This is a genomic window from Legionella clemsonensis, from assembly GCF_002240035.1.
Taxonomy (GTDB): Bacteria; Pseudomonadota; Gammaproteobacteria; order Legionellales; family Legionellaceae; genus Tatlockia; species Tatlockia clemsonensis.
Genome location: NZ_CP016397.1, coordinates 122,926 through 135,948, shown reverse-complemented (window position 1 = coordinate 135,948; position 13,023 = coordinate 122,926). Strand labels below are relative to the sequence as shown.

Below are 13,023 nucleotides of genomic sequence, written 5' to 3'. Positions count from 1 at the left end.
TTTGCTTTTTATGATCAATCCTTTTTAGAGCTTAGTTTACCAAGCAAGTCACCTAACTCTATTGGCATCGGAAAGATAATCGTTGAAGGATTATTCGTGGCAAGTGTCGCTAATGTTTGTAGATAGCGCAATTGCAGTGATTGTGGTTGCTTTGCTAACACCTGAGCGGCCTGTAGTAATTTTTCTGAAGCTTGCAATTCACCCTCTGCATGAATCACCTTAGCCCGCCTGTCTCGCTCTGCTTCAGCCTGCTTTGCAATAGCCCGTATCATACTTTCATCCAAATCTACATGTTTAATTTCCACGTTTGAAACTTTAATTCCCCAGCTATCGGTTTGTGCATCCAGAATTTTTTGAATATCACTGTTTAACTTTTCCCTTTCTGCTAACATTTCATCCAATTCATGCTGGCCAAGCACAGAGCGTAAGGTGGTTTGTGCCAATTGACTGGTAGCCTCAAAATAATTCTCCACCTGAATAATCGCATTTTGCGGTTCTACGACACGAAAATAGATGACGGCATTGACCCGTACGGAAACATTATCCCTTGAAATTACATCCTGACTGGGTACATCCATGACAATGGTGCGTAAGTCCACACGTACCATCTGCTGAATAACAGGAACAATAATAATCAGTCCTGGTCCCTTAACTCGCCAAAAGCGTCCAAGCAAAAACACGACGCCGCGCTCATATTCTCTAAGAACACGTAAGGTAGACATTAAAAAGATGGCAATAATTATTATGAAAAAACCCATGAATGAGAACATTTTTTTCTCCTTTGCCTACAATGCTGCACAGAACCTAATTCTTCCTTTAATTAATGATAGTTTATTTTTTTTCCGTTGCTTCCATTTCCTCAACTTCAAGTTGCAATCCCTGGGTTGCCACGACCTTAATACGTTTATTGGCAGCAATGGGCTCTTTGGCATGAACGGCCCATATCTCTCCTCGAATGACAGCCTGTCCCTGTGGAGCAATCTCGCTTAACGCACGACCTTCGGCGCCCAATAGAAGGTTAACTCCATGTTGTGGTTTACGCTTCTTAGCTTTCACCGCCATGGCTGCCAAAGTTAGTAAAACAACCAAATTGACAGCCGCCATTGCCCAAATAGCTGACCACGCAATTTGATAGTTATTATGCTCCGTATCTATTAATAGAATCGAACCGATAATAAAAGCCGCAGTTCCTCCTAAGCCTAAAGCACCAAAACTGGGTGCAAATGCTTCAGCAATAATAAAGAAAATGCCTAAAATAATCAGACTGAGTCCAGCATAGTTAATAGGCAGTAATTGTAAGGCATATAAGGCCACCAAGATTGCAATAGCACCCACGACACCAGGCACTATAAAGCCAGGATTGACTAATTCAAAGAAAATCCCATAAATCCCCAGCAATAATAACAAATAGGCTACTGTGGGATCAGTGATGACTTGTAAAAAACGCAAACGCCAGTCCGGAGTGAGCTTAATAACCTCAGCATTTTTAGTAAGCAATTTAATTTTTCGCCCATTCTGACTCACTTCCATACCCTCTAATTGCTTGAATAGATCCGCTTTACTCGTTGCAACAAGATTAATTACCCCACTTCGCAGTGCTTCATTTGCAGTCAATGTAGCCGCATTGAGAATTGCTTTTTCCGCAAAAGCTGGATCACGCCCACGAAGCTGCGCTAGGGAACGAAGATAAGCGATGGCATCATTGGTAATTTTTTTATCCATGGCACTGGGTGTTTCTTTTTTATCTTCTTTTTCAGTAAAACCACCACCACTCAAAGAAACAGGACTTGCGGCGCCTAAATGTGTTCCTGGTGCCATCGCCGCTATCGTACTGGCGTAAACGATAAACGTACCAGCACTCGCAGCACGTGCTCCATTAGGTGCCACATAAGTGACAATTGGCGCTTTGGACGTCAAAATGTCTTGTACAATAAGGCGCATTGACTTATCCAGGCCTCCTGGTGTATCAATGATTATCAAAATCAGGGTCGCATCCTGGCCTTTTGCAATACCGCGATTTATAAAATCAGCCGTTGCCGGCCCGATAGGGCCTTTAATTTCCATCTCGACAATTTTATTGGCCATTCCAGGAAGAGCAATACTCCATAAGCCAATAAACACAATGACATAACACAACCAGCTACTCAATTTACGCTGAAGGTGCAAATAGAAATTTGAGAGTATCTTTTTTAACAGAACCACACACACCAGGGTGTGAAAACCTTCCATAGAGATCCCTGATTATTACCTATGGGATAAGAATAGCATTTTTTTGGAATATCAGTAGAAGGAGCTTTATAGGTACTCTTATACGCTTTAAGGTTATAATCTTCGATAATTACCTACTTGCAAATACCAGATTCAATTTTTTTTCGCCTTGCGCTTTGCCCTCTTAAAAATACATTAATATTTTCTTTAACTGAAGTTATCACTTTATCAACCGGGGAGCTTGATAAGCAGTTACCTGATCATGGCTATTGCTTCATTAAGATAACTGCCATTGAATGCTGTGAAGCTTTCACGTGCAACATTCACGAGACGACTGTTAAATTAAAAATAGACTCCAATTTGGGCAACGACCGAATCAGAGGCCTGCCCCGTACCAACGGTGTTTAGATTAACAGCACCTGGTGGAGCAATGCCATTGGCAAATTGGTTTCTGTTGTAATCGATGTCGTGGCGGTACTCCAGACTTTCTACCGTATCTTTCCAAATGGAAATATTAAACACACCAGCGATGCGGTGTTGTGGTAAATTTAGTGCCAGCGCTTGTTGAGTCCATTGATAGCCAAGAGCGAATGAAGCAGGCTTGTTAAATGCCATAAAAGTGACACCCGCTTCCAACTGACCAGCTTGTGGCCGTGCTCCATGGCCATTAAAACTTAAATCTTGCGGCCTGAAAGCTTCAGCAGCCGCAACCCATTCCGCCGTAAAATTGTACCGGTCAATACTTATTGTCCCGTGTACACCAACGCCAGGTACTTTATGAACAGCTTCACTTCCGTTAGTCGGTGAGCCGAAGCCGCCAAAGGTTGTTCCAGGTGCTGAACCCGTATCTTGCATACCCGCTGAATCAGCTATTGAACCAATGTAACTTGCACCAATTTCACCATTGGTATTGCCATAATGGATGGCATATCCTGCGTTTACACCACCAACTCCTGAATGACCATCCGTTGTATCGGATCTAAACCCATAAAGAGCAGCAAAAGGTCCTGAGGTTGTTTGAGATTTATAGCCAAATATAAATGGTCGTGATTTGGTGCGAGCGAGTCTTAAGGGTAAAGGAGAACTGACCATGGAACTGGAATATCTTCCAAAAGGCACATACAGCTGGCCCGCCGTAAAATAGTAGGGGGTAAGATCTAAGTTGCCGATATTAACAAAGCCCTGATTCAGGAAAAAAGTTGAATTTTCTACCCTTGTTCCGCCTATTGCTGGAGGAGTATCATCGTAAGCGATTGACATAAACGCTTCGACTTTATCATTTAGCAATGCTGCCATGTCAAGTTCACTTGAGCCTAAATTAATATCACCGGTCGTATCGCCAATATAGGGACGTGTAATATCAGCAACAGGCTCTGCCTTTCCACTCAAGGCAATAATGGGAATATTGGGAATGGGGTATCCTATTTGTTCATAAGCTCTATAAACCCGGCGTCGCTGCTCCATTAATCGAATATCGCGGTTAATACTGGAGATATTAACAATATAATCTGAACCATCAAAAGCAGGTCTATCTCCTGTATAAGGGGATGTGATCACCGGTGTTCCAGCAATATAAGTAACGACTTCATTATCAGCAATAAGTGCCGTTGGGAAAAAGCTGCTGGAATGAGGATCGCCATCTATGGTGTGAACAAGCACGTGTGCTGAATGATACTTTCCTTTCACTTTTTCAGATTTGACGGCTCTCTCAGACGAACCTGTAGCAAGAAATTTAGCCGTTTCTTTACTGTTAGTTGTTTTTTCTGGAGCCTGTTTAGCGCTTCCTGTTGTTTCAGAGATTAATTGTTTTTGTAGACGGTTAAGCTGTGTTTGTAATGATTTTGTTTGTTCTTGTAGCCTTTGAATTTCTTGTTGTAACTCTGCATTGCTTGCAGCGTAAAGCGGCGCTGAAATAGCAGCGATGGCCATTATTAGTGCTTTCTGTTTCACGCGGGGTACTCCTGACTGTTTTTTTTGCTTCCTGAGTATTTATCGACGTGAATTATAGCTTGCATTGGTCGCAGTGACCAGCGTTTGCGCACAATATTTGTAAATTGCCATTGCCTGGCGAAAAGAGTGACATGTCTATGACAAAAAAAAGCCCTGTTCAGGGCTTTTTAAGTGATTTAATCCTAAATATTACCCACCCATTTCACCCCAAGATAAGGACCATATAATCCAAAATCAGAGTTTTGTAAGCAGTTGCAATTAAGATCCAGTGCATGTAACGCATCAAAATAATTAATTACTTGGTATCCGCCTTCGATATTAAAGGTACCTTGAGCCATTTCATGCGCATAATTTAATCCAAGCTTAGCTTCCAAACTGGGAACGATGGATTTTTTACTGGCATAAATATCTACAGCTACCAGATTAGCAGGAACAAGAATAAAGCTATCGTTGTAACGACTTGAGCCGTATAGAAGTGAGGCTGCGCCATTTGCTGTAATGCTAAAGCCATTGATCAGATCGTAGGAATAATCTATACCGACAACCGGACCAACTCCATTAAAATCAGCATCTCGCTCCTGAAAAAAACCCGTGGCTGGCAATGGTGTATAAGTATAGTCCATGTCACGTCTGATTCGTGCATACTGTAAGCCGCCATAAAATCGAGCATTTTTTACCAGACCCATGTCAACATGCTGTCCCATCACGAGATTCACTTGATCAAAGCGGGTATCCAATGAAAGGGCAAAGGGCAGAGGACCTGTAAAAGGTGTAAAACCAGCATAGCCATAATGATCAGATTCATTATCAAAATGAACCCAAGTCATCGTAATGTCATTGCCTGTGTTAAAGTGATAGGAACCTTCCAGACGATAGCCCCAATCCCAGTCTTCATCAATTTCACGCAAAGTACCAACTGGAGTTAATTCATAACCGCGGTGAAGGCTATAGACTGGCTGCAAGTACAGAGCCTGCACGCCAATATCCCATTTCTTAACTTCACAAGGTACGGTCACATCACCAGGAACACAAGTAGGTCCCATGCTTCCTGCTGATACCAAACTACTTGCTGCCAAGCCAAGAATAGCGAGAGTTGTTTTTTTCAACATTGATCACTCCATTTATCAAAAAAAAGCCCATCAACGAGGATGGGCTTAGTAAAACATATTCCGGTTTTGGGTATTAAACGTTACCAACCCACTTCAAACCGGCATAAGGACCGTGCAGAGCAAAGTTTGACTCATGGCCTAAACCAGTAACTGGGCTGATGAAGTGGTTAGCATTAAAGTAGTTAACCCACATCCAACCAGCATCCAGAGTCAAATCACCTTGCGCCATAGCGTAAGTGTATTTAGCACCCAGCTTGGCTTCCAACTCAGGAACGATAGTGGTCTTAGAACCAGAAGCAGTACCCAATAAGAGACCACCTGCACCATATGCGGTGTTAAACTTAGCATCACCAACTAGCAGTGCAGCAGCACCGTTTCCGTAAATGGCAAAGCCATTACCGAAGTTGTAGGTCATGTCCATACCAGTACGTGGACCAAAGCCGTTGAACTCATGATCACCGTTTACAGAGAAACCTGTAAATACAGAAGCTGGTGGAACATAACCAGAAGCAGTGATTTCATGCTCGATGCGTGCATATTGAACACCAGCATGGAAGCGGATGTCTTTGAACTCACCGAAGTCAACGTGTTGACCGAATTCTAAGTTAACAGCATCCCACTTAGGTTCGAAACGATGGCTACCAACGAAAGGACCATCGAATTCCTCAGAGAAACCTACGCCAGAAAAACCTTCAGTAGTTTCTTTGTTCCAGTGGTACCAGTTAAGATTTAAATCATTCCCTGTATTAAAGTGGTAAGAAGCTTCCAATTTGAAGCCCCATCCCCAATCAGGATCGAGATCACGATAACGAACAGTACCATCTACGGTAGTAAAGAAAGGATAGCCGAAACCGACATCATAAGTTGGTTGCAGGTATAAAGCGTATACACCAAAGTCCCAAGCTGTTCTTTCGCAAGGAACAGTAACATTACCAGGGGTACAAACAGGACCCATGGTACCAGCAAATACTGCACTGCTACCTAAAGCAAGAACAGCTACCGCTGTTTTTTTCAGATTTAACATGCTTCATCTCCACTTTTTTATTATTAATTTCCCGTTTAGCCGTCAAACCACAACATGGTATTGACTATAGTACGCAATCATCGCTCTATCCGAGAACGTACATGGTCAGATTATCAAGCGCTACTTTGCCAAAGTCAACACTATTTCCACAAAAATTCTCTATAAATTCGATAATTTAGTTGGCTTAACGCATGAAATTGTCTCTTTGATGACCATACAAGTTTTTTTTTAAACACTTACTGGATTATCAGATGACAATTCCCTTTTAAAAACCTTCTCAAACACCAAAAAAATTACCTCATTAAAATTCAATTAATGAAAATAATTTTCTCGAAGCAACAGATTGGTTTATTTCTTTGACTGTAACAGATAAAAGTTTAAAGGTGAATTTTTTTTTGAGTTATTTTTCAATTATTTGATTTAATCATTTTTACCATAACTCGCCGATTTAACGTTTTGCCCGCTTCTGAATCATTAGGGGCGACTGGATCTTTTATGCCGTACCAGGTTACTGATAACCGCTCAACACTCACTCCCTGACTGCGTAAATAATTGGCAACTGCTTTGGCTCGGGCTTCTGATACAGCATTATTGTAGGATTTACGCCCTGTATCATCCGTATAACCTGCTATCTGAATTTTCCTCACCTGGCGATCGGCGCGTGAATAAATCGCCACTTTCCGTAATTGTTCTTTTGCTTCATCACTAAGTTCAAAACTGTCTGTATTGAAATAAATTATACTGGTTTTTACACTGTCATAATCAAAAGGCAATAAATTACCCAGACAACGCTGATACTTGGCATAGACTGGTTGAAATCGAACAGGAGAAAGCGCCACTGTAACAGGGAATCCTTCTTCCGATTGATACTCAAATTTAGCTTGAAAGCCTTCTGCCAAAAAAGCCAGGATCTTTAGCGCGGGCTCGCGTGGCAAATAAAATCCATATTGGCCGGGATTGACTGTTGTTTTAGTAATAAAATAAGACTTCCCATAGGGTTTCCAGACAGGCGGAGTTGCGTAGACAACCGCGGGCAGTTGCTTTTGCACTTGTTGCCATTTACTTAGAATAAAGTGCGGCGATTTTGCAGCATACTGTTCGAAATAGGCAATTCCATAATTAGGAACAGTAAGCGCCAAGCCGCAACGTAATTTATTGCCACTCATCCGCCAGTTCTCATCGCCCATGGGGCTGGCATAATCAACATGGACCGCTGCCAAGGTACTCATAGGGAGTAACCAACATAACGTTACAATTCGGGCGCGACATTGTATAGCAAACGGTATAAATGCCATTTTTTGCTCATCCCGCTTGGCAAATTCATGTTATGCTTCAAATATCGGCACATTTAGCGGAATCTTTATGGTGGAATATATTACGATTACACGTCCTGATGATTGGCACGTACATCTTCGTGATGGTGATTATCTAAAAGATACGGTCCCGGCGACAGCACAGCATTTTGCACGTGCACTTGTTATGCCAAATCTTAAGCCAGCGCTGACTACCATCCAGGATCTTATTGATTACCAGCGACGCATTCTCTCTATTTTACCCAAAGAAACCACATTTTCTCCCTATATGACCTTCTATCTTAATGAGTCTGTCACTGTTGATGAATTAGCCCAAGCAAAACAGTACCCTTCTATATTGGGAGCCAAGCTTTATCCTGCAGGTGCAACAACGAATTCCGAGGAAGGGGTTCACTCCTTACGAGCGCTGTATCCTTTATTTGAAACAATGCAAGCTGAAAACTTGGTATTGCAAATTCATGGCGAAGCTACACAGGGTGATATCTTCTATCGTGAAACGGCATTCATTCAAAATAATTTAGTGCCCTTGGTGCGTAATTTTCCTAAACTGCGGGTTATCCTTGAGCATATTTCAACCAAAGCGGCTGTTGATTTCATTCTACAAGCACCCGACACGGTCACAGCCACCGTTACCGTTCATCATTTAATGTATAATCGCAATCATTTACTGGTTGGAGGAGTCAAACCTCATTACTATTGTCTACCCATATTAAAACGAGAAACAGATCAACAGGCTTTACGAGCAGCGGTAGTCAGCGGTAATCCAAAATTTTTTGCCGGAACAGACAGCGCACCACATGCAATAACCAGCAAACAAAGCGCTTGTGGTTGCGCCGGTATTTTTTCGGCTCCTTACGCGGTGGCACTCTATGCCCAGATTTTTGAAGAATTAGAAGCGTTGCACAAGTTGAATGATTTTCTAAGTCGCTTTGGTGCTGAGTTCTATCAATTACCGCTCAATAAAGAGCAACTCACGCTGCTAAAATCTTCTCAACTTGTACCTGCAATACTTCCCTTTGGTGCAGAACAGGTTATTCCTATTGCCGCTGGAGAAATCCTATCATGGAGTATTCATGAATCCACCTGACACTATTTTTTGTTCACAACTAAAGGAAAGATTCCGTGGCTTTTTACCGGTAGTCGTTGATTTGGAAACAGCCGGTGTTGATCCTTTTAAAAATGCTTTACTTGAAATGTGCATTGTTCTTATTCAAATTGATAGTCACGGAGTTTTTACTTCTCATTCCACCTACTTTGAACATATCCTTCCTTTTGAAGGAGCAGAACTCGATGAGAAGTCACTTGCATTCATTCAGGTCGACCCTTACCAACCTCTACGATTTGCCCTTGATGAGCGGCAAGCCCTGCAAAATCTTTTTGCCCCGATTAATAAAGCATTAAAAGAACAAAAATGCCAAAAGGCAGTTCTTGTCGGCCATAATGCCTGGTTTGATTTACTTTTTATAAAAGAAGCGGTAAAAAGAACGGGAATTAAATCCCCTTTTCATTCATTTACCTGTTTTGACACAGCCACCCTCTCAGGACTTATTTATGGTCAAACTGTCCTATCAAAGGCAGCAAAGGCGGCGGGAATTGACTTTGATGCAAACGAAGCACACTCAGCGATTTATGATGCAGAGAAAACAGCAGAATTATTTTGCACCATGCTTAATACATGGCGCAAAATGCAAATGGATTATTACAGATCATCGGAATGAGTGGATAGATATTCGGCAACACCTTTAGGAGAAGCTTTCATACCTGCCTTCCCTTTTTGCCAACCAGCAGGACAAACTTCTCCGTGCTCTTCAAAAAATTGAACAGCATCAATGATACGAATAATCTCGTCAATGTTACGACCAATTGGTAAATCGTTAACAATCTGCGAACGAACAACACCATTCTTATCAATAACAAAGGCACCGCGAAATGCTACGCCCGCTACAGGATGCTCGACCCCATAGGATTGGCAAATGGTATGTGTCATATCCGCAGCCATGGTGAAATTCACAGGACCGATACCACCGTCTTTAACACTGGTATTGCGATAGGCATTATGAGTAAATTGTGAATCAATAGAGACTGTAACCACTTCAACGCCACGACGCTTAAATTCATCCATACGATGATGCAACGCTATTAATTCTGAAGGACATACAAAGGTAAAATCCAGGGGATAGAAAAATACCAAACCAAATTTCCCCTTGATTGCATCATGCAAATTAAATTTGTCAGTAATTTCTCCATTAGCCAATACTGCAGGAACAGTAAAATCAGGGGCTTTACGTCCAACTAAAACACTCATCTATGTCTCCTTGAGAAACGCACCAGGTGCGCATATTAATTTAAAGTGCGACAGCTTCACGCAATAGTGACTCTAACTCACCTTGTTGGTAAAGCTCCGCAATGATATCTGAACCACCAATTAACTCACCTTTCACATATAACTGCGGAAAAGTAGGCCAATCGGCATATTGCGGCAGGGTTTGACGAATGTCTGGGTTCGCAAGAACATCCACATAAGCAAAATTTACCCCGCAGGCATCAATACATTGTACAGCACGAGCGGAAAAACCGCATTGAGGCATTTTAGGAGTACCCTTCATATAGAGTAGTATTGCATTATCTGCAATTTGTTGTTTAATCTTTTCTATTGTATCCACTAGGTCACCTGTCATAACGACAAAAATAAAAGAAAGCAGTGTTAATTATGGCGAAAATGAGATCAATTCGCAACTCTCCAGTAAAGATTGAATATGTTCCCCTTCCTGTTAAACTTAATGTTCTTTAAATTGGAGGATTAAAAATGGCGTTTACACTACCACCACTACCTTATGCTATGGATGCTTTAGAACCCCACATATCCAAAGAGACCTTAGAATATCACTATGGCAAGCACCACAGCACTTATGTGACTAATCTTAATAAATTAATTTCCGGAACTGAATTCGAAAATCTAAGTCTTGAGGCGATTATCAAACAATCCTCTGGCGGCATTTTTAATAATGCGGCACAGGTATGGAATCATACTTTTTATTGGCATTGTTTAAGTCCGAACGGTGGTGACGAACCCACTGGTAAAATCGGCGACGCCATAGGCAAACATTTTGGCTCTTTTGCAAAATTTAAAGAGGAATTTTCTCAAGTTGCCGCCACTACTTTTGGTTCAGGCTGGGCATGGCTGGTTCAAGATGATAAAGGGGCGCTTAAAATCATGAGCACCAGCAATGCCGGCACGCCTATGACAGAAGGATTAAAAGCCCTATTGACTTGCGACGTATGGGAGCATGCCTACTATATTGACTACCGAAATGCTCGTCCGGAATATATAAAAGAGTTCTGGTCACTCGTCAATTGGGATTTTGTAGCGAGTAATCTCGGTTAATTTAAATTGCAGTCGCTTTATTAGCAAAATAATCAGCAAGGAGTTCTCATGGCACTAATCACCAGCTATAGCCCATTACCCATCAGTTTTACGCATGGAGAAGGCGTTTGGTTATACGATGATCAAGGTAAAGCCTATCTTGATGCGTTAAGTGGGATTGCTGTTTGTGGATTGGGCCATGCGCATCCCGATGTCACGCGCACCATTCAACAACAAGCCGCGAAACTGCTGCACACCTCGAATGCCTACCATATTAAAGAGCAGGAGCTGTTAGCCGAAAGACTGACAACCATGTGCAGGATGACACAGGCTTTTTTTGCAAATTCAGGTGCAGAGGCTAATGAAGCGGCCATTAAATTGACGCGTCTCTACGGCCACAAAAAAGGCATTGAGACACCATCGATTATTGTTATGGAAAGAGCATTCCATGGCCGCACGATGGCCACATTAACTGCCTCAGGTAGTCGTAAAGTACAAGCTGGCTTTGAGCCTTTTGTTCCTGGTTTTATTCGAGCGCCTTTCAATGATATTGAAGCAATACATACCATTGCTGCCAATCGTGCTGATGTAGTAGCCGTTATGATTGAACCGATTCAAGGCGAAGGTGGTATTTATGTCGCCGATGACACCTATTTGCGTGCACTTGCCAAACTTTGTCAAAAGAATAACTGGTTACTCATTATGGATGAAATTCAAACTGGAAATGGCAGAACCGGTAAGTATTTTGATTATATGCATTATGGTATCCAACCCGATATTCTTACTACCGCTAAGGGATTAGGTAATGGTATCCCCATTAGTGTTTGTTTAATGGGTGAAAAAGCAAGTGATTTGTTTAAACCTGGCAACCACGGTTCAACATTCGGCGGTAATCCCTTTGCCTGTGCCACTGCATTGACTGTCTTAGATGTGATTGAGCAAAACAAGTTATGTGATCTTGTGACTCATAACAGCGCCATTTTACGAGAAAGATTGATGCAGGAGCTTGGGGAACATCCGAATGTTCGCGCTTTTCGCGGTAAAGGGTACATGTTAGGCATTGAACTTGACAGACCTGCCAGTGATGCCAGAATGCTTGGCCTTGAAAATGGTATTCTTTTTAATGTGACCGCAGATACTGTTATTAGACTACTTCCTCCTTTAATTATTAATGAGGAAGAAATTCAAGAACTGGTCTTAAGACTTACAAAGACAATCATACAATTTCTTGAAGGAAACCATGATAGATCGAACAATTGAAGTACGAGATTTACAATCCGATGAATTGGCCAATGCTGTTGCCATCTTAACACAAGCATTTGCTAAAGATCCGGTTATGCAATGGGTTTTTGGTGAGAATTATCAAGAAAAAGCGCCTGCCATGTTTGAGGCAATCACCCGCTATTGTATGTTATATGGTAAAGCCTTTTGCACAAGTGAAATGGAAGCGGTAGCGCTTCGCAAAAGCCCCGCCGATAAAAAATTTTCCTGGTGGAAAACATTTCGAGCTGGCTTTTTTAGTCTTCCCCGGCGTATGGGAAATACTGCCTTCAAACGTCTCATGTTATTTGACGACATAACCCAAAAGGAACGTAAGAAACACATGGGAAATAAAGCTTTTTGGTATTGCTGGTGTCTCGCTACGAACCCAGAATATCAGCGCCAAGGCTTTGGTACTGCTCTAATGAACTATACGTTTGCCTTAGCAAAACAAAGTGGTTATCCTTGCTATCTGGAAACCGCAACCGTCGAGAATCAGACTCTTTATGAAAAAAATGGTTATGTGAAACTGTCTGAGCTTTATTTACCCAACAGTGAGGTAAAGATTATCTCCATGCTCAGGGAGTAACCTCTCTCATAGTAGCATTGCACATAGTGCTTAATCTTGAAATTAAAGCAGCTATTGGCGTTAGCAATGAGAATGAAGCCAATTTATTAAACAGGAAAGAAGAGAACAATCCCTTGTTGCCTCCATGCAATCTCCTATATTTTAGGAGATTAAAAACTAGAGCAACACAATTATAATTGCACTCTGGCTATTTTTATATACGTAAC

13 protein-coding genes are annotated in these 13,023 nt (G+C 41.8%); 5 read left to right on the top strand and 8 right to left on the bottom strand.

What is annotated here, in order from left to right:
- Positions 1-14: 14 nt before the first annotated feature.
- The 6 genes from clem_RS00605 to clem_RS00580 all read right to left on the bottom strand — a co-directional run bounded on the left by clem_RS00605 (position 15) and on the right by clem_RS00580 (position 7,586).
- The gene (locus tag clem_RS00605) at positions 15-758 is read right to left on the bottom strand and encodes a slipin family protein (RefSeq protein ID WP_094092228.1); all 744 of its coding nucleotides are present in this window, start codon (positions 756-758) and stop codon (positions 15-17) included.
- A gap of 73 nt (positions 759-831) precedes the next feature.
- Positions 832-2,229 carry an NfeD family protein gene (locus clem_RS00600; protein WP_094089831.1) on the bottom strand — a complete coding sequence of 466 codons (1,398 nt, stop codon included), beginning with the start codon at positions 2,227-2,229 and terminating at the stop codon, positions 832-834.
- A 321-nt stretch (positions 2,230-2,550) separates the two neighbouring features.
- Positions 2,551-4,158: a FlxA-like family protein gene (locus tag clem_RS00595; RefSeq protein ID WP_094089830.1), complete on the bottom strand. Its 1,608-nt coding sequence runs from the start codon at positions 4,156-4,158 to the stop codon at positions 2,551-2,553.
- Between the two features lie 182 nt (positions 4,159-4,340).
- Complete coding sequence (locus clem_RS00590) at positions 4,341-5,267, bottom strand: Lpg1974 family pore-forming outer membrane protein (RefSeq protein ID WP_094089829.1); 927 nt, start codon at positions 5,265-5,267, stop codon at positions 4,341-4,343.
- Positions 5,268-5,340: 73 nt separating this feature from the next.
- A complete protein-coding gene (locus tag clem_RS00585; protein WP_094089828.1) occupies positions 5,341-6,291 on the bottom strand; it encodes an Lpg1974 family pore-forming outer membrane protein in 951 nt (316 codons plus the stop codon).
- 407 nt (positions 6,292-6,698) lie between these two features.
- Positions 6,699-7,586 (bottom strand): flagellar protein MotY, encoded by an 888-nt coding sequence (locus clem_RS00580; protein ID WP_094089827.1) that lies wholly within the window; start codon positions 7,584-7,586, stop codon positions 6,699-6,701.
- A gap of 70 nt (positions 7,587-7,656) precedes the next feature.
- Here clem_RS00580 and pyrC point away from each other — a divergent pair, with 70 nt between their 5' ends.
- Together pyrC and rnt are read left to right on the top strand one after the other, a co-directional pair.
- Complete coding sequence (gene pyrC / locus clem_RS00575) at positions 7,657-8,691, top strand: dihydroorotase (RefSeq protein WP_094092227.1); 1,035 nt, start codon at positions 7,657-7,659, stop codon at positions 8,689-8,691.
- Positions 8,678-9,322 carry a ribonuclease T gene (gene rnt, locus clem_RS00570; RefSeq protein WP_094089826.1) on the top strand — a complete coding sequence of 215 codons (645 nt, stop codon included), beginning with the start codon at positions 8,678-8,680 and terminating at the stop codon, positions 9,320-9,322. Before pyrC ends, rnt begins: the two co-directional genes overlap by 14 nt.
- Here the strand turns inward: rnt and clem_RS00565 are convergent.
- Together clem_RS00565 and grxD are read right to left on the bottom strand one after the other, a co-directional pair.
- Positions 9,304-9,909 (bottom strand): peroxiredoxin, encoded by a 606-nt coding sequence (locus clem_RS00565; RefSeq protein ID WP_094089825.1) that lies wholly within the window; start codon positions 9,907-9,909, stop codon positions 9,304-9,306. The genes rnt and clem_RS00565 overlap by 19 nt on opposite strands.
- 40 nt (positions 9,910-9,949) lie before the next feature.
- Positions 9,950-10,267, bottom strand: coding sequence for a Grx4 family monothiol glutaredoxin (grxD, locus tag clem_RS00560; protein ID WP_058449722.1), 318 nt, complete (start codon positions 10,265-10,267; stop codon positions 9,950-9,952).
- Between the two features lie 143 nt (positions 10,268-10,410).
- On the opposite strand from grxD, the gene clem_RS00555 reads away from it, so the two are divergent.
- Genes clem_RS00555 through clem_RS00545 form a run of 3 tightly spaced genes read left to right on the top strand, consistent with a single transcriptional unit; the run spans position 10,411 to position 12,817 of the window.
- A complete protein-coding gene (locus tag clem_RS00555) occupies positions 10,411-10,989 on the top strand; it encodes a superoxide dismutase (protein WP_094089824.1) in 579 nt (192 codons plus the stop codon).
- 48 nt (positions 10,990-11,037) lie between these two features.
- Entirely contained in the window at positions 11,038-12,228 is a 1,191-nt protein-coding gene (locus clem_RS00550) for an aspartate aminotransferase family protein (protein ID WP_094089823.1), read from the top strand.
- On the top strand, positions 12,209-12,817 hold the full coding sequence (locus clem_RS00545; RefSeq protein ID WP_094089822.1) for a GNAT family N-acetyltransferase: 609 nt from the start codon (positions 12,209-12,211) through the stop codon (positions 12,815-12,817). Before clem_RS00550 ends, clem_RS00545 begins: the two co-directional genes overlap by 20 nt.
- Positions 12,818-13,023: the final 206 nt, after the last annotated feature.